Origin of the sequence: Oceanobacillus phoenicis (assembly GCF_047238145.1) — a bacterium.
Classification (GTDB): Bacteria; Bacillota; Bacilli; order Bacillales; family Amphibacillaceae; genus Oceanobacillus.
The window spans coordinates 2,051,293-2,068,496 of sequence record NZ_JBDFME010000001.1; the positions used below are offsets into that span (position 1 = coordinate 2,051,293).

15 protein-coding genes are annotated in these 17,204 nt (G+C 33.9%); 11 read left to right on the forward strand and 4 right to left on the reverse strand.

What is annotated here, in order from left to right:
* Positions 1-2: 2 nt before the first annotated feature.
* The 4 genes from ABC346_RS10175 to ABC346_RS10190 all read left to right on the forward strand — a co-directional run bounded on the left by ABC346_RS10175 (position 3) and on the right by ABC346_RS10190 (position 4,834).
* Positions 3-359, forward strand: coding sequence for an EamA family transporter (locus tag ABC346_RS10175; RefSeq protein WP_069686584.1), 357 nt, complete (start codon positions 3-5; stop codon positions 357-359).
* A gap of 4 nt (positions 360-363) precedes the next feature.
* The gene (gene rffA, locus ABC346_RS10180) at positions 364-1,494 is read left to right on the forward strand and encodes a dTDP-4-amino-4,6-dideoxygalactose transaminase (RefSeq protein WP_379603820.1); all 1,131 of its coding nucleotides are present in this window, start codon (positions 364-366) and stop codon (positions 1,492-1,494) included.
* Positions 1,457-3,148, forward strand: coding sequence for a DUF6044 family protein (locus tag ABC346_RS10185; protein WP_413234730.1), 1,692 nt, complete (start codon positions 1,457-1,459; stop codon positions 3,146-3,148). The genes rffA and ABC346_RS10185 overlap by 38 nt, the downstream gene beginning before the upstream one ends.
* Positions 3,149-3,616: 468 nt before the next feature.
* Positions 3,617-4,834 carry a PcsB-like coiled-coil domain-containing protein gene (locus ABC346_RS10190; RefSeq protein WP_413234731.1) on the forward strand — a complete coding sequence of 406 codons (1,218 nt, stop codon included), beginning with the start codon at positions 3,617-3,619 and terminating at the stop codon, positions 4,832-4,834.
* A gap of 61 nt (positions 4,835-4,895) precedes the next feature.
* Here ABC346_RS10190 and ABC346_RS10195 read toward each other — a convergent pair whose 3' ends face one another.
* Both ABC346_RS10195 and ABC346_RS10200 read right to left on the reverse strand, forming a co-directional pair.
* Positions 4,896-5,996, reverse strand: coding sequence for a copper resistance D family protein (locus tag ABC346_RS10195; protein WP_413234732.1), 1,101 nt, complete (start codon positions 5,994-5,996; stop codon positions 4,896-4,898).
* Positions 5,997-5,999: 3 nt separating this feature from the next.
* A complete protein-coding gene (locus ABC346_RS10200; protein ID WP_413234733.1) occupies positions 6,000-6,572 on the reverse strand; it encodes a copper resistance CopC family protein in 573 nt (190 codons plus the stop codon).
* Positions 6,573-6,753: 181 nt separating this feature from the next.
* Here ABC346_RS10200 and ABC346_RS10205 point away from each other — a divergent pair, with 181 nt between their 5' ends.
* A complete protein-coding gene (locus ABC346_RS10205; protein WP_413234734.1) occupies positions 6,754-7,809 on the forward strand; it encodes a M42 family metallopeptidase in 1,056 nt (351 codons plus the stop codon).
* Positions 7,810-7,991: 182 nt separating this feature from the next.
* Here the strand turns inward: ABC346_RS10205 and trhA are convergent, their stop codons facing one another.
* Positions 7,992-8,642, reverse strand: coding sequence for a PAQR family membrane homeostasis protein TrhA (gene trhA / locus ABC346_RS10210; RefSeq protein ID WP_413234735.1), 651 nt, complete (start codon positions 8,640-8,642; stop codon positions 7,992-7,994).
* A 137-nt stretch (positions 8,643-8,779) separates the two neighbouring features.
* On the opposite strand from trhA, the gene ABC346_RS10215 reads away from it, so the two are divergent.
* The 3 genes from ABC346_RS10215 to ABC346_RS10225 all read left to right on the forward strand — a co-directional run bounded on the left by ABC346_RS10215 (position 8,780) and on the right by ABC346_RS10225 (position 10,994).
* Entirely contained in the window at positions 8,780-9,367 is a 588-nt protein-coding gene (locus tag ABC346_RS10215; protein WP_413234736.1) for a DUF1836 domain-containing protein, read from the forward strand.
* Positions 9,357-10,280 carry an MsnO8 family LLM class oxidoreductase gene (locus tag ABC346_RS10220; RefSeq protein WP_413234737.1) on the forward strand — a complete coding sequence of 308 codons (924 nt, stop codon included), beginning with the start codon at positions 9,357-9,359 and terminating at the stop codon, positions 10,278-10,280. The genes ABC346_RS10215 and ABC346_RS10220 overlap by 11 nt, the downstream gene beginning before the upstream one ends.
* A 105-nt stretch (positions 10,281-10,385) precedes the next feature.
* On the forward strand, positions 10,386-10,994 hold the full coding sequence (locus ABC346_RS10225; RefSeq protein ID WP_413234738.1) for a DedA family protein: 609 nt from the start codon (positions 10,386-10,388) through the stop codon (positions 10,992-10,994).
* Between the two features lie 17 nt (positions 10,995-11,011).
* Here the strand turns inward: ABC346_RS10225 and ABC346_RS10230 are convergent, their stop codons facing one another.
* Complete coding sequence (locus ABC346_RS10230; protein WP_413234739.1) at positions 11,012-12,034, reverse strand: aromatic acid exporter family protein; 1,023 nt, start codon at positions 12,032-12,034, stop codon at positions 11,012-11,014.
* A 621-nt stretch (positions 12,035-12,655) separates the two neighbouring features.
* Here ABC346_RS10230 and aceB point away from each other — a divergent pair.
* The 3 genes from aceB to ABC346_RS10245 all read left to right on the forward strand — a co-directional run bounded on the left by aceB (position 12,656) and on the right by ABC346_RS10245 (position 17,008).
* Entirely contained in the window at positions 12,656-14,251 is a 1,596-nt protein-coding gene (aceB, locus tag ABC346_RS10235) for a malate synthase A (RefSeq protein ID WP_413234740.1), read from the forward strand.
* Positions 14,251-15,537, forward strand: coding sequence for an isocitrate lyase (gene aceA / locus ABC346_RS10240; RefSeq protein WP_413234741.1), 1,287 nt, complete (start codon positions 14,251-14,253; stop codon positions 15,535-15,537). The genes aceB and aceA overlap by 1 nt, the downstream gene beginning before the upstream one ends.
* A 244-nt stretch (positions 15,538-15,781) precedes the next feature.
* On the forward strand, positions 15,782-17,008 hold the full coding sequence (locus ABC346_RS10245) for a C40 family peptidase (protein WP_413234742.1): 1,227 nt from the start codon (positions 15,782-15,784) through the stop codon (positions 17,006-17,008).
* Positions 17,009-17,204 lie beyond the last annotated feature (196 nt).

Genomic DNA, 17,204 nt, shown 5'->3' on the forward strand with positions numbered 1-17,204 from the left:
CTATGGCATATGCATATATTATTGGAACCATTGTTTTCACTGTGTATGGTCAATTAATTATTAAATGGACGATGGATAAACAAGGAGAACTTCCCGCTGGTTTGATGGATAAATTTTTATTTTTAGTGCAGATGATATGGAATCCTTGGATTTTATCTGGGTTTGTAGCAGCCTTTCTTGCAGCATTGAGTTGGATGGCGGCCATGACGAAATTTGATATCAGTTATGCATATCCTTTTATGAGTCTATCATTTGTACTTGTTTTTATACTATCGGCAATATTCTTTGGAGAACCAATCAGTACACAGAAAATGGTTGGATTTGGATTAATTATACTAGGAATTATAGTAATGAGGTGATCAGTTGATACCATTTAATATACCTTGTCATTTAGGTCAAGAAGAAGAAGCAATCGCTGAAGCAATTAAAGAGCAAAAGTTATCTGGGAATGGCCGTTTTAGTCGGTATTGTACGACATGGTTGGAGAATCAGTTAGACGCAAAAAAAGCAATATTAACTCCGTCCTGTACGGCCGCTTTGGAAATGTCTGCTATTTTGACAGATGTGTCAGAAGGAGACGAAGTTATTATGCCATCCTATACATTTGTGTCTACTGCTAATGCATTTGCATTGCGAGGAGCACATATTCGTTTTGTAGATGTGGAACCAACGACAATGAATATTGATCCGAAGGCTATTGAAGCAGCAATTAATCATCGAACAAAAGCGATCGTAGTGGTTCACTATGCGGGTGTGGCTTGTGATATGATTCCTATCATGAACTTGGCAAACGAACATCAATTATGGGTAATTGAAGATGCGGCACAAGGTTTAAAGAGTCAGTATAATGGACGTCCATTAGGAACTATTGGTCATCTTGGGACATTTAGTTTTCATGAAACAAAAAATTATACATGTGGAGAAGGCGGAGCTCTTATAATAAATGACGATGCTTTTATCGAACGTGCAGAGATCATACAGGAAAAAGGCACAGACCGTTCTAAATTTGTTCGCGGGGAAGTAGACAAATATACATGGCGAGATATCGGATCTTCGTATTTAACGAGTGAATTAAATGCAGCCTATTTATCTGTTCAATTGGATCAAGCAGAAGTCATTAACCAAGATCGTCTTGCTACTTGGTATTTGTATCAAAAAGGATTAAAGCCATTAGAAGAAAAAGGAATTCTAGATTTACCAACGATACCAAATGGATATAAGCATAATGCACATATGTTTTACATTAAAACAAAAACAGAAGAAGACAGAAATGAACTTATTAAATACTTAAAGGAACAAGAAATTATGGCTGTAACCCATTATGTTCCATTACACCAATCTGAAGCTGGTAGATATTATGGATCCTTCTCAGGAGAAGATATGTATACAACATCTCATAGTAACAGGATTCTACGCTTACCACTTTATTACGGAATAACAAAAAGGGATGTCGCATATGTCATACAAACAATTCAGCAATATTATTCAACATAAATGGCTGTGGCTTGGTGTATTAATTATTCTTGCGTACCTATCACCATATTTTATTAATGGAGAAAACACGCATCTACGAATACATGACAATATGGATTCAAACGTTGTATGGTATAAAGTTCTAGCCGAAAGCGGAAAAATATTTACACTACAAGATGTGATGTTACCATACGCAATAGACGGATTGCCTCGCAGCGCATTACCGTCACCATTTGATGCTGTCGTTTGGCTTTATGTATTATTTGAACCAATAACCGCCTATACGATAAGCCAAACAATAATGCGATTAGCAGCATATTTTGGGATGTATCTATTATTAACACGATTTGTATTAGCAAAAGATACGACTCCTTGGATTACCGTTGGTGTATCACTTGCATTTGCGATGTTACCGTATTGGCCATCAGGAGCTTTATCTATTGCCGGCATTCCATTAGCTTTATATGTATTTTTGACGATTCGAAAATATAAATCCGAAGCACCGAAACATGCTTGGGTATTTTTAGTGATTATTCCATTCTTTTCGAACTTTATTTTAAGTTTTGTATTTTTCGTCGGATTAATGGGTGTTTTATGGTTAGTTGATTATATTCGACAAAAGGAATGGAATTGGAGTTTTTTTAAAGCACTATGCTTAATGACATCAATGTATCTTGTGAAAAACTACTTATTAATAACGTCGATGTTTTTTGATTCTAATTTTACATCGCATCGAGAAGAACTTGATTTAGGATATAATTCGTTTGAGCGAAGTTATGAATTAGCATGGGAGAATTTCTTATATGGACATACCCACGATGAAGCGCATCAAGCATATATTATTGTTCCAATAATTCTTTTTGCGTTATTCTTAGCCATATTTAAGAAGGTTCAACCCAAACTTCTAATCACACTATTTCTAAGTAATTTAATACTTTCCTTCTGGTATGCATTCTGGTATTGGGAAGGCTGGCGTTTAATAAAAGATGAGATATCCATTGTTAATACATTTAACTTTGCAAGAATACATTTTCTAGATCCGACTATTTGGTATATCGCATTTGCGATAGCATTAGTGGTTATTTGGAAATATGCAAAGTTAGGTAAATATCTCGTTATACTCGTATTAATTGCCCAAAGTCTTTATTTGTTTGTGTTAACCGAGGATATAAAATATGGTGAAGTTGGAACTCCAACATTTAACGAGTTTTATTCTGAGGAATTATTTACAGAAATTAAGCAATATATCGGTGAGGATCCATCTAGTTATCGCGTCGTTAGCATCGGCATGCATCCAACAATTGCACAATACAATGGATTTTACACGTTGGATACATATAACAATAGTTTTCCTTTAGAATATAAGCATGATTTCCGAGAAGTTATAGCTGGTGAATTAGATAAGAATCCTTCCTTAGAGAATTACTTTGATACTTGGGGAGGAAGATTATATACGTATGTATCAGATCATGGTGAAAATTATATGTTTACAAAAGATAAAAATGACCCTATTGAACAATTAGACATTAATACAGAAGCTTTAAAAAAATTAGATGGGGAGTATATTCTATCAGCCGTACCTATTGATAATGCCGAAGAGATTAACTTGGAACTTGAAGAAAGATTTGAACATGAAGAATCTCCATGGGAAATATATCTTTATCATGTTTTATAATGGAGTCAATTTCATAATAAGATATTTTGTATAAAATCCAAATGTTAGCTATTTTGATTTTCATTACAGACGGACGCTTGTTTTAGCAGGCACGGCTTCAACTAACCACGTGAAGCATCCCCCTTTTGAATATTTGGTTTTTAAATTGAACTTAGCAAAATTGACTCCATGAAAAAAAGTGTTCTATATCGACTCAAACAAAAACTGAACTATTTCTTGTATATTAAAATATACCAAGAAATGGTTCAGTTTTTTGTAGATCTACCAGAGAATATATAATTCATTAAATTTTAATTATTCAATACATGATACATAATTGTAATACTATGATAATGCCATTGAAATCTCTAGATGTTACACTGCATATGTTCTAATTTTAGGATGAACATGAAAAATTTAGAAATACATAAATGATTTGTACACTCAATTTTTCGAGATAGACCGAGAAAGCAAAGGGGGAACTTAATAATGAAGAAATCACTCAGATTGCTATCAATTGTGGTTATACTTACTTTTGTAGTTTCTATCTTTCATAGTCCAGTATACGCCAATTCAAAAGAGGATTTAAAAGACGTGAAAGATGAACGAGGTAAGGTTCAAGAAGAATTGTCTGATTCACAACAAAAGGTTATGGATGCTGTAGAAGAATTAAATATTTTATCTACAGAAATTGATAGTCTCCAAGAAGAATTAGAAGAGAAAGAAGCACTTATAGATAGTACGGAACAAAAAATGAATGACACAATGAATGATATTTCTGATTTAGAAGAAGAAATAAAAGAATTAGAGAAGAAAATCGAAGAACGATTTGACATACTAAAAGATCGTTTAGTATCTGTTCAACAAACAGGTGGAGATATCACATATTTAGAAGTGATTTTTGGTTCTCAAAGCTTTCATGATTTTGTTAATCGTGTGAGCGCAGTTAATAAAATAACAGATTCTGATGCTGCATTGATTGAGCAACAAGAGTTAGATATGCAACAATTGGAAGAAAACAAGCAACAAATTGTAGTAAAGTTAAATGATTTAAATGAATTAAAAGATGAACAAGATAAAATGAAGGTAGAAGTTGAAGATAAGCTTGTAGTACAAAAGGAACAGCAATCCGAACTAGAAAACAAGAAAAATAGTCTTCAAGCAATGGTGGAAGAACTAGAAATGTCGGATAGTGAATTAGCATCTCTGGAAAGTAATATTCAGTCAGACATTCAAGCAGAAGAGGAAGCAAAAGCTAAAGCAGTTGCTGCAAAAGAGGCTGAACAGAAAGCACAAGCATCAAAGCAAGAAGCACCTAAGCGTGAAGTGTTAAATGCTTCTACTTCAAATAAAGAAGAAAAAAGTAATCATTCAACAAATAAAGCTAAAGAAGAAAAGCCAGCATCGGATAATGATAAGAAGACATTTACAGTAACAGCAACTGCTTATACAGCAGATTGTGAGGGGTGTTCGGGTAAGACTTCATATAATGGTATTGATTTGAAAAAAAATCCAGATATGAAAGTTATCGCTGTAGATCCTGAAGTTATACCGCTCGGTAGTATAGTAGAAGTAGAAGGGTATGGCGTTGCTATTGCAGCGGATACGGGTAGTGCCATTAAAGGGAAAAAAATTGATGTATTTATTTCCGATAAAAATGCTGCTCGTAGCTGGGGAGTCAAATCAGTAAAAGTAACTGTAAGGTAAACATCAAAAAAGAGATTGGACATAATAAAATTTTGTCCAATCTCTTTTTTTAATCCTGTATTTAGCTAATCGCGATACTTTGGATAATAGCGAAGTAAGCCATTACGACAAAAATAACCGATACTAAAAATGAAAGTGCTGCATTTTTTTTAATTCTATAAATGTATAAACTTCCAATAAGACATAAGAGTGCTATTGCCGCGAAGAATAAACCAGAATCTGTAGCAATCAGAGCAACCTTGCTACCTTCTAACGAACCATCATAAAACATATTTAACAACGGTGCATAGCCCCCATGTTCTATGAGATTCTCTAGATTCATCGGCGGGGATTGTTCATTAAGAGCACCAGTTATAATGAAAATAATGGTAATAATAAAGAATTCGACACGCACCCATGGTCTTGGGTTAAATGTGGGATCTTTTTTTATCCTTTGTTTCATCCAAAAACCATTAATCAATGCATATAAAATGAGTGGAATAATAAATAAATGCTTAAGTAATAAGCTTTGTCCATAGGAGACTAAGAAGGTATCCGTATAATCTGATCCAGCTGTAGTCACATTCATTAATAATATACCACTTATAACGATCAGTAAGAAACAACCAATAGCCGTTGGATGAAACCATCTTAGAAAGTTCAACCAATTTGATGAATTCGATGAGAACCAACATACTATTAACAATACTCCCGACCAAATAGAAACTGCAAATACGTGCATGGTGTGGATTGTAATTCCATAGGCTCCTTCAATGCTTCCAGTATGACTTGACCAGGCAATTCCAATAGTAAGAAGTAAAAAAAGTAACAGCTCTCCTATAATGAATATTTGTCGATGTTCATTGCCGAAAAGTGTAATATAAAATGCGGTAACTATACAAATAATAAATGTAAAGAGCCAAGCATTTCCAATTCGGAAAGTAAGTAAAATAGATTCAACTGCTGATCCAATCCCTTCCATTTGTGAGACATGCATGACAATTTGTATCAAAGGGATAAATGATAGTAATGCAATGCCCAACACCGCGATCAATTGTAACGAGGTAGATATATTAATAGTTGGTTTAGAATTAATTGGAATCCATTTTAGAATAAAAGCTCCAGCAAGCAAAGAGAAACATAAATAAAGTAACGTCTCACTCAATATTGTGACGAAAAACATGGCTTATTTTTTCTTTCTTATTAATACAATTGCAATAATAGCTATAATTGCTACAAGAAGAATTGCAATAATCATGGTATTAGAGCTTGAATCTGTAGCAGTTTCTTCATTTGTTTCATCTGCTGTGGTTGAATCGTCCGACTCAGATTGATTATTTTCCGTCATTGATTCATTTTCTTCAGCGGTAGTTGATTCTTCGATTTCTTCCTCTTCTGAAGATTCAGCATCAACTTCAAAAGTAATGGAGTCCTGCATGGCATGGCCATCTACACCAATAATATCCCAAGTGACTGTATAAGACCCATTCGCTAGATCCTCATCTAAAGTTGCGACAAGTTCACCATCAGTTATGGAAATATCAGTAACCTCAAACGTATCTCCTTCACTACTCTCAACTTGTAATGTTGCATTCTGTTCAATGACTGTATCGAAGTTTAACTCAATCGTATCTATTGATTCTGTAACTGTCGTACCATCTTCTGGATTTGAAGAATCCAAATGTGTATGTGCAAATACAGTATTTGCACTAAAAAGGAATAAAGTGGCTACAAACAGTAGTATGGATATTTTTTTCATAAAATAACCTCCTGAAAATTTTGTCGTTATTAGATTACTAAATAATGCGTATAGAAACAACTTTTAATACCTCTAAACTAATGACACTTTCGTGACGATACTAGAGTGTGAAAACTATGATATTTAAGAGTATTGAGGTAAACTAAGTGAAGATAATTATTAGATAAGGAGTGGATTTGAAATGAAAAGTTATCCAAACACTCAAGCAATCAAAGAATTAATTGAGCAATTAGTTAAAATCCCAAGTCCAACTGGTTATACATCGAATGCGATATTGTTTGTAGAAAATCACTTAAAGCAGTTAGGAGTAGAAACAAAACGAAATCGTAAAGGAGGTCTAATTGCAACTATCAAAGGAGAAAATGATAGTAAACATCGCTTTTTAACAGCGCACGTCGATACGCTTGGAGCTATGGTGAAGGAAGTAAAAGATAATGGACGTTTAAAAATTCAACCAATTGGTGGGTTTCCATTTAATTATATTGAAGGAGAATACTGTACTATTCATATGTCTAATGATAATACAATTACTGGGACAATTTTAATGCACCAAACTGCGGTACATGTTTACCGTAAATCATCTTCGTTAGAAAGAAGTGAAGATAATATCGAAATACGAATTGATGCAGAAGTACATAATGCCAATGATACACGAGCTCTTGGTATAGAAGTAGGAGATTTTATATCATTTGAGCCTCGAGTAGAGATAACTGATAATGGATTTATTAAATCTAGACATTTAGATGATAAAGCGAGTGTCGGTATATTATTACAGGTGATAAAGCAGATCCAAGAAGAAAATATAAAACTACCACATACAACACATTTTTTGTTCTCAAATAATGAAGAGATAGGTTACGGGGGGAATTCAAACATTACTCCTGAAACAGTGGAGTATTTAGCGGTTGATATGGGAGCAATCGGTGACGGTCAATCAACAGATGAATATACAGTTTCTATTTGTGTAAAGGACTCATCAGGACCGTACCATTATGGGCTTCGCAAACATCTTGTTGATATAGCTAAACAACATGATATTGGCTATAAATTAGATATATATCCTTATTACCAGTCAGATGCTTCAGCTGCAATCCAATCTGGCAATGATATTATACATGGACTAATTGGACCTGGGATTGATGCATCTCATGCTTTTGAACGAACACATGAGTCTTCGTTAATTCACACAGAAAAATTAATCTATCATTATATTCAAACAGAAATGATTGATATGTAAAGAAATAGGTAAGTATAAACAAAATAGTTAATTTTAAATTTGAGTGTAGACTAAATTGAAGAATAAGTTTTACGGGTGTGTAGGGCTAGATGATGCCAGACTTAACTAGAAAATTGCAAGAGAAGGCTCATCAGCTACCCGTAGAAATTAAGTATATTATAGTGAGCCTACTCATTGATAATTTAGATTAATACGTAAACATAGATACATAAATAATGAGAAATACTTCCAAGTAAAATAAAAATGTGAAAGATCTCATGGAAACCGAAATAACGAAAACGTAAAAAGCCTGGTTTTAACCAATAAATTACTGCACCAACAGTATATAAGACCCCCCCTAAAATCAACAGAAACATTCCTTGTAATCCAAGTTCAGGGGCTAAAGATCCACTAAATAAGATAACAATCCATCCCATTAATACGTATAGAAGAGTAGATAACCATCGCGGGGAGTGAAACCATATAAGTTTAAAAGATACTCCAAACAACGCGAGAGCAGTAATAATTGTAAATAAGACCCAGCCAATTGTTCCTTCTAGACTAACTAAACAAAAAGGAATATATGTACCTGCGATAAGAACATATATCATCGAATGATCCAACTTACGCAAAAATGCGATTACAGGCGGTTGGGCGATGATGGAATGATACACTGTAGATGCTGTATATAAAAGGATTAAACTGACTCCGAATATCGTAACAGCAGTAATGGTTTGAGCAGATGCACTTATTTGTGCTGATTTAACGACGAGAAAAACTAGTCCAATTACCGATAAGACAATGCCGATAAAATGAGTAAAAGCATTCATAGGTTCTCTAATATATTTATTCATTTTAATACACCTTCATTCTATTATGTAGTTTTGAAAACTATATAATAATGATACATATATTTCGTGATGTAGTCAATGTTTACATATTCGTGTTTTGAAAGTATAATATGTATCAAATCAAAGCGAGGAGTATACTAATGGATATTTATAAACAATTAGAGAACTTAACATTGTCTAACCAATTATCACCGGACGAAATTCCAAATATTGATTTATACATGGATCAAGTTATTCAACTTTTTGAAAACAAGTTTAGCTCATCAAAGCGAAATGATGATGAAAAAGTAATGACAAAAACAATGATTAATAATTACGCGAAAGGAAAGTTGTTATTTCCAATTAAAAATAAAAAGTATTCCAAAGATCATTTACTATTGATTGCGATGATTTATCAAATGAAAAGTGTTCTATCTATAAGTGATGTTGGTAAAACATTAAAAGGTATTAACCATCAAGTTTCAGAAGAAGGTCTTCATCTGGAGAGATTTTATGAGAGTTATCTACGATTAATGGAAAATAATGTAGAGTTATTTGAAGAATTTATTTCAAAGCAACAAAATTCAGTTCGTAATGATTTTGATAATAAGGAAGTATCTGAAGCAGACTACTTACAACAAGTGTTGCTTATTCTAAGTTTCACAGGAATGAGCAATTTCTATCGGAGAGCAGCTGAAAAAATGGTAGATAATCTTGTATGGAAGGAAGAAAATACAGATGAAGCTTAGTATTTTAGATCAGTCTCCAATTTTAGATGGTGCTAGCGCGAAACAAGCATTAGAAGAGACAATTGAATTAGCTAAATTGGCAGATGGTAAGGGGTATCATCGTTATTGGGTTGCGGAGCATCATGGGATGGCACAACTTGCAAGCCCTTCACCAGATATTTTACTTGCTATTATTGGGAGTCAAACTTCAACGATACGAATTGGTGCAGGTGCAGTTTTATTACCTAATTATCGTGCATTTCCTGTTGCTGAAAGATACCAAATGTTAGCTTCCTTGTTTCCAGGAAGAATTGATTTAGGAATTGGACGTGCTCCTGGTGGTTCAGCAGAAGCATCGATTGCGCTTGCTGGAGACTTTTTAAGCAAAGTCAAGAACATGCCTACATTAATTGATGAGTTATTACATTTTTTGTATGATGATTTTCCAGAAGATAATCTGTATTCGAAAATAGATATTTCGCCACAGTCACCGGAGCCCCCACAACCTTGGCTATTAGGAACCAGTGAAAGAAGCGCGGTTCTTGCAGCTGAAAAAAAACTTGCTTATGTGTTTGGCCATTTTATGACGGACAGTGATGGTCCTAAAATCACTAGAAAGTATCAACATTTAACAGGGAATACAAAGCCAATTATTGTTGCTGTCTCTGTCATTTGTGGAGAAACAGAAGAAGAAGCTTTCCAGCTAGCTAAGGAAGCCTCTATGTGGAATCAGAAAGACACATCAATCGAAGAAGATAACCAAAATAATGATATATTCTCTAATATGATTATTGGTGATCCTGTACAAGTAAAAGAACAACTACAAACATTACAACAGTTATATCAATGTGATGAATTAATGATACTTACGATTACTTCAAATTATCAGGATAGAAAGAAATCATATGAACGTATAGCTAACATCTGTCTTTAGTTTGAAACAGGCCTCAGATTGTTTCCAGCTAAAGCATATGGTTTTAAGAAAAACATATAATGGATTACAAGGACAAGGGGACAAGTTATAAAGGGGAGCAGAAAGATGAATGATTGGGTCACAGCTGTAATGGAACAGCTAGGTTATCTAGGGGTTTTTTTTATGATGGCATTAGAGAATCTTTTTCCACCTATTCCATCAGAAATTGTATTACCTTTCGGTGGATTTTTAACCACCTATACAAATCTAACGATATTTGGAGTTATGACTGCTGCTACATTGGGCTCTGTAATAGGTTCTATGATTCTTTATTGTATTGGAACATTTTTAGATATGCCTCGATTAGAGAGGTTAATTGATCGTTATGGACACTGGATTCGTTTGAAGAAATCGGATGTACATCGAGCAAATGATTGGTTTCATCAGCATGGTTATTGGACTGTTTTTTTCTGTAGAATGGTGCCGGTAATAAGAAGTCTTATATCGGTTCCAGCCGGTATGACAAGGATGAATTTCCCTGTTTTTATTTTTTTAACTACTGTTGGTACAATTTTGTGGAATGGTGTATTAATTAGTTTTGGTGTTATATTAGGAGAAAACTGGCAGCAGATCTTAGGATTTATGCATGTATATTCGAGATTTATATATATCGTAATTATTTTAATACTAATAGGGATAGTAATTATACTAATACGAAGAAAACGTCAACGCTAAGTTCGGTTGACGTTTTCTTAATGTAGTTCCGTCATATAATAATCTTCTGTTAGTTCCAAGATGGAAATTAATTCATAAAGCATTACTAATTCAAAAGGGAGCTTGTTTAACATGCCATCACTAAGTTCATGCGTTTTGTGTTTTTCTTTCCAAAATAATTCATTTAGTCTAGTTCTTTTATCTTGTATATCATTCCTATCGAAAGCGATCTCTTTTTTTAACACCTGTGCTATATAGCAGGATATGACCATAAGTTCATTTTTTTCATGTTCATTTATGTTTAATTGATCTTTAGGATGATCAATAACATTTGTAATATGGTAATGCATGATTCTTAAAAAATGTAATTGTGTTTTTAAGTCTTTAAATTTTTCTTGATTGTTTTCGATAAAATGATATTTTGAATCATTTGTTTGATACCTACTTAAAATTTCAGTTCTAATAATTAATCTATCTAATTCCAATAACTTATCTAAATATTTAATTTCACTATTTTTCTCGTCCAGATGTAAAAGACAGTGATAAATACCTTGTATTTGTTCACCTAATGTTCCAGCAATTGATGCTACTTTAGATTGAATGTTTTTTTGATAATCAGGTGGAAGTAAAAACATATTCACTAATGTAGATACAGATAGACCAATTGTTGTTGTAGACAGTCTAATAAAAAATTCCATCAAATAATTACTATGAATAACTTCTACCATTGCAACAGAAGTAATCGTGGCAACCAATAATCCATCATGCAATTTAAGGCGAAAGCAGGTAGTGATTGTAAAAACAGCTGATAAAGCATATGTAACTGGTGAGTTTCCAAACAAAGCAATAAATAATACTGCATATGCTGCTCCAATTGCAGAAGCAGGAAATCGTATCAACCCTTTTCGTATGGAGTCTGAGACAGTGGGTTCGATGGTTACAATCGCAGTGATAACAGCAAATACAGGAGACCATCCAATCCATTGGCAAATATAAGCTGTTAAAAGAACAGCTATACCAGTTTTCATTACTCTGCTACCAATAAATGATCGAAGTTTCACGACTAATAAATCTCCATTCTTTACCTAATAGTGAATCAATTTCGTAAGTGTTATACTCTATGTGAAAATGCCGATATGATAAGAAAGACTAAGTTTGATTTCCATTGCAGAGAGCTAGTTTTTAGCAGGCATCGGCTTTAAGCTTTCGAGAAGAAAACTCTTTCCTTAGTGGATTTTTAAGTTCCCTTCAGGAGTCGCCGTCTTCCATTACAAAAAAGACCAAGTTGTTCCTATAATCCGATCCCCAAGTACATAACTATTACTAACTATTTGTTTTTGCTTGATAATTATGAGATTGATTCAAGTAATATTTCTATTCTCCACCCTTTTAGAATAAATTTCAAATTTTTTTACAAAAAGTGTTGCAAAACAGATGATTATTTTATAAACTGTATTATAACAAAAATAACAAATTTTTACTGTTATATAAAAGGAGGAATTCAAATGACGGAGAAACAGGTGCTATGTCCTGATTGCGGTATTCCGATGGATGCAAAGCAAACATCACTAGAATGCGATTATTGTTTGTCTAAAAAAGCAGAGTAAATTTTTTTATACATATTGTTATATAACAAAATGTATAAAAGTATTCTATTATAAAACAGTTAGTGAGGAGATTATATGAATGATGTATCTATACTGCAAGGTCCTTCTACAACAAAATATGAAGATATACTAACACCTAAAGCAAGAGAATTTTTACTTTTACTGCACCAATATTTTAATCAGCGAAGAAGAGAATTACTTGTAAAAAGACAAGAAAAACAAAAAAGGTTGTCCAGTGGGGAAGAGTTAACTTTTTTATCACTGACAAAACAAGTGCGTGAAGAAGATTGGCAAATTGATCCAGTACCAAAAGATTTAAAAGATAGAAGAGTGGAAATTACTGGACCTGTGGATAGAAAAATGATTATTAATGCTTTAAATTCAGGTGCCAATACTTTTATGGCCGATTTTGAAGATGCTAGCTCTCCAACTTTGGAAAATATGATGCAGGGACAATGTAATCTAAAAGATGCAATACGAAGAGAAATTGATTTTTTAGATAATCGGGGGAAACAATATCGTTTGAATGATAAAACGGCTGTACTAATTGTTCGACCTCGGGGATGGCATCTCGAAGAGCATCACATTACAGTTGGAAATGAGCCTATGTCTGCTAGTTTAGTAGATTTTGGATTGTATTTTTTTCATAATGCTAAAGAGTTAATAAGAAGAGGATCTGGCCCGTACTTTTATTTACCTAAGATGGAAAGTTATTTAGAGGCACGTCTTTGGAATGATGTATTTGTTTTTTCACAAAACGAAATTGGTATACCACAAGGAACAATTAAATCCACTGTACTAATTGAAACAATTACTGCTGCATTTGAAATGGATGAGATTTTATATGAGTTACGTCATCATTCGGCAGGTTTGAATTGTGGCAGGTGGGATTATATTTTTAGTTTCATTAAAAAGAATCAAAATAATCCTACTATGCTATTACCTGATCGTTCTACAGTAACGATGGAGACTCATTTTATGCGTTCATATTCTTTATTAGCAATTCAAACATGTCATCGAAGAAATGCACATGCGATTGGCGGAATGGCCGCTCAAATTCCTGTGAAAAATAATGAGGAATTAAATCGTCAAGCATTTGACAAAGTGAAAAAGGATAAAGAACGGGAAGTAAATGACGGTCATGACGGTACGTGGGTAGCACATCCAGGTATGGTTCAACTTGTAAAAGATGTTTTTGATCAAGGAATGCCTGCTGCCAACCAGATTAATAGAAAAAGAGAAGATATACACATTACACCGGATGATCTTTTGCAATTACCAACTGGTCCAATTACAACAAAAGGGTTGCGTACGAACATTACCGTCGGAATTCAATATATGGCATCTTGGTTATCAGGTCGAGGGGCTGTTCCTATTAATCATTTAATGGAAGATGCAGCAACAGCTGAAATATCGAGGGCGCAAGTATGGCAGTGGATTCAAAATGGAGCAATTATGGAAAATGAACAACAAATCACTTTAGAAGTAGTTAAGTCCATGATAGATGAAGTTCTAGTTCAATTTGAAGAAAGCTTGGGTAAGGAAAACATGCAATCAGAACATGTATACGACGCTACTAATCTATTTTTAACTTTAATCAAACAAAAAGAATTTGAAGAATTTTTAACTTTACCAGCTTATCAACAATTAAATAAAGGAGGACTTGTATAATGACAAACGAAAGAGTGGAAAATTTAACAAAACAATGGGAAGAAGATTTTCGATGGGTAGGTATTGAACGTCCTTATAAAGCAGAAGATGTAATACGTCTTAGAGGATCTATTGATATAACGCACACTTTAGCAACTAGAGGTGCTTCAAAGTTATGGAAATTGATTAATGAAGAAGACTATGTAAATGCTTTAGGAGCACTTACCGGAAATCAGGCGGTTCAACAAATAAAAGCGGGGCTTAAAGCAATTTATTTAAGTGGATGGCAGGTTGCTGCTGATGCAAATATGGCAGGAGAAATGTATCCTGATCAAAGTTTATATCCAGCTAATAGTGTCCCGCAAGTCGTGAAAAGAATCAACCAAGCATTACAGCGAGCAGATCAGATTCATTATTCTGAAGGAAAGTATGATATCGATTGGTTTGCTCCAATTGTTGCAGATGCTGAAGCTGGTTTTGGAGGACAATTAAATGTATTTGAATTAATGAAATCAATGATTGAAGCGGGTGCTGCTGCTGTACATTTTGAAGATCAATTATCTTCTGAAAAGAAATGTGGTCATTTAGGCGGTAAGGTGTTGCTACCGACACAGAACGCGGTTCGAAATTTAATCGCAGCCCGATTCGCAGCTGATGTAATGGGGACACCAACTATAATCATCGCTCGAACGGATGCAAATGCAGCGGATATGATAACTAGTGATGTTGATGAGTATGATCATTCTTTTATCACTGGAGAAAGAACAGTCGAGGGTTTTTACAAAACAAAGCCAGGAATTGATCAAGCAATAGCTAGGGGGATTGCTTATGCACCTTATGCTGATATGATTTGGTGTGAGACATCTGAACCAAATATGGAGGAAGCAAAGAGATTCGCAGAAGCTATACACGAGAAGTTTCCAAATAAATTACTCGCATATAATTGTTCACCGTCATTCAATTGGAAGAAAAAACTCTCGGATAAAGAGATTGCAGACTTTCAAAAAGAATTAGGAAAATTAGGCTATAAGTTCCAATTTGTAACATTAGCGGGTTTTCATGCATTGAATTATAGTATGTTTGATCTAGCTAAAAAGTATAAACAATCTGGTATGGAAGCTTATTCCGAATTACAACAAGCTGAATTTTCAAGTGAGAAAGACGGGTACACAGCTACGAGACACCAGAGAGAAGTAGGTACAGGTTATTTTGACGAAATTGCACAAGTTATCTCTGGTGGTAATGCATCTACTACAGCTTTAGCAGGTTCAACCGAAACAGAACAATTTACAAGTTCTTACAAATAATCACGACAAAATCTGTTCACATTAATAGTGAGCAGATTTTTTTGACTGTCTTGGCAATATTTGTCGAAATTGAAATATAACTGTAACATTTCTATAATATGCATGACATTTTCCAATGTTATACTTCATAATACCTAGAAAATATACATATTACATTCAAATATATAAAACTGCATAGGACTTTCTCACAATCATACATATATAGTCTTAGAGAATTGCAGTGTAATAGGGAAGCGAGGAAAAAATGTTGAAAAAGGTAGTATTTACATTGACTACAGCAACTGTAGTTGGGTTAAGCAGTACTTTGTTCACAGGTGTCGCACAAGCAGAAACAGTAGAGGATTTAGAATCACAACAGTCACAAATTCAAGAAGAGCGAGATGCTATTAAAGCAGATTTATCTGATGCTGAAAGTGAGATAGCAGATATTCTTATTGAATTAGAGGAACTTAACAAAGAAATTGAACGTGTGGATAAAGCATTAAAAGAAAATGAAGAAAAAATGGATGAAACACAAGATAAGATTGCTGAGCGAGAAGCAGAAGTTAAAAAATTAGAAGAAGAGATTGCAGAGTTAGAAGAAGCAATTGAAAAGCGTTATGATATCTTAAAAGAACGTGCTATATCTTTACAACAAAGTGGTGGAGAAATTACATACCTAGAAGTAATTTTCGGAGCTCAAGACTTTGGTGATTTCATTACTCGTGTACAAGCTGTCAATAAAATTACTGATTCAGATACTTCTTTAATTGAACAACAAGAATCAGATAAAAAAGAAGTGGAAACAAAACAAGATGAAGTAGTTTCTAAGCTTGATGATTTGAAAGAAATGGAAGTAGAAATTAAAGGAATGCTTGCAACAATTGAGGAACAAAAGTCTGAAAACGAAGTGAAAAAAGACGATTTAAAAGAAAAAGAAGACAACCTAGTGGCAATGAAAGATGAATTAAAAGTAGAAGACTCTAGATTAGCTACTCTAGAAAAGGATGTAGAAAGAAGTTTAAGTACAGCAACTTCTCCTGCACCGAATACAGCAGTAGCAAGTGCTAGTGTTGGAGCAGATTCAAAATCAGGCAAAAATAACGTAACAAGAACTTCTGGATCTGGTGGGGTAAGTACAGCGATTAATGCTGGGTTTAATCATTTAGGCACACCATATGTTTGGGGTGGAAAATCACCAAGCGGATTTGATTGTTCTGGATTTGTTTCTTGGGCTTTTGCGCAAGGAGGAATTTCAATTCCTTCAAGTACTTCTGCACTAGCTAGCACAGGATCGAAAGTATCTTCTAGCAATATGCAGGCTGGTGATATCGTATTTTTTGATACGTATAAAACAAATGGCCACGTTGGAATCTACTTAGGTGGAGGACAATTTATTGGAGCACAAAATTCAACTGGTCTTGCTGTTGCTGACATGACAAGCGGTTACTGGGCAGATAAATTTAATGGGCATGTACGCAGTGTACAGTAAGTAAACTATAATAATATTGATTAAAAAACCATAAGGGAATTTTCCCTTATGGTTTTTTTATATTAGGATAGGACATAATGGAAAGTTTCCCTCAAAAGACGGATGAAATAGTGAGGGAAGTACTAATTTTCCAATGGATTCGATATATCATTACCAGACAAAATGTGGTTTAAGTTTCTTAATAATCGGAAATATA

Excerpts from the sequence above, each read along its gene's own strand:
- ABC346_RS10175 (WP_069686584.1), top strand. The coding sequence starts at position 3 with ATGGCATATGCATATATTATTGGAACCATTGTTTTCACTGTGTATGGT.
- ABC346_RS10185 (WP_413234730.1), top strand. The coding sequence starts at position 1,457 with ATGTCATACAAACAATTCAGCAATATTATTCAACATAAATGGCTGTGG.
- ABC346_RS10190 (WP_413234731.1), top strand. The coding sequence starts at position 3,617 with ATGAAGAAATCACTCAGATTGCTATCAATTGTGGTTATACTTACTTTT.
- ABC346_RS10195 (WP_413234732.1), bottom strand. The coding sequence starts at position 5,996 with ATGTTTTTCGTCACAATATTGAGTGAGACGTTACTTTATTTATGTTTC.
- ABC346_RS10200 (WP_413234733.1), bottom strand. The coding sequence starts at position 6,572 with ATGAAAAAAATATCCATACTACTGTTTGTAGCCACTTTATTCCTTTTT.
- ABC346_RS10205 (WP_413234734.1), top strand. The coding sequence starts at position 6,754 with ATGAAAAGTTATCCAAACACTCAAGCAATCAAAGAATTAATTGAGCAA.
- trhA (WP_413234735.1), bottom strand. The coding sequence starts at position 8,642 with ATGAATAAATATATTAGAGAACCTATGAATGCTTTTACTCATTTTATC.
- ABC346_RS10215 (WP_413234736.1), top strand. The coding sequence starts at position 8,780 with ATGGATATTTATAAACAATTAGAGAACTTAACATTGTCTAACCAATTA.
- ABC346_RS10220 (WP_413234737.1), top strand. The coding sequence starts at position 9,357 with ATGAAGCTTAGTATTTTAGATCAGTCTCCAATTTTAGATGGTGCTAGC.
- ABC346_RS10225 (WP_413234738.1), top strand. The coding sequence starts at position 10,386 with ATGAATGATTGGGTCACAGCTGTAATGGAACAGCTAGGTTATCTAGGG.
- aceB (WP_413234740.1), top strand. The coding sequence starts at position 12,656 with ATGAATGATGTATCTATACTGCAAGGTCCTTCTACAACAAAATATGAA.
- aceA (WP_413234741.1), top strand. The coding sequence starts at position 14,251 with ATGACAAACGAAAGAGTGGAAAATTTAACAAAACAATGGGAAGAAGAT.
- ABC346_RS10245 (WP_413234742.1), top strand. The coding sequence starts at position 15,782 with ATGTTGAAAAAGGTAGTATTTACATTGACTACAGCAACTGTAGTTGGG.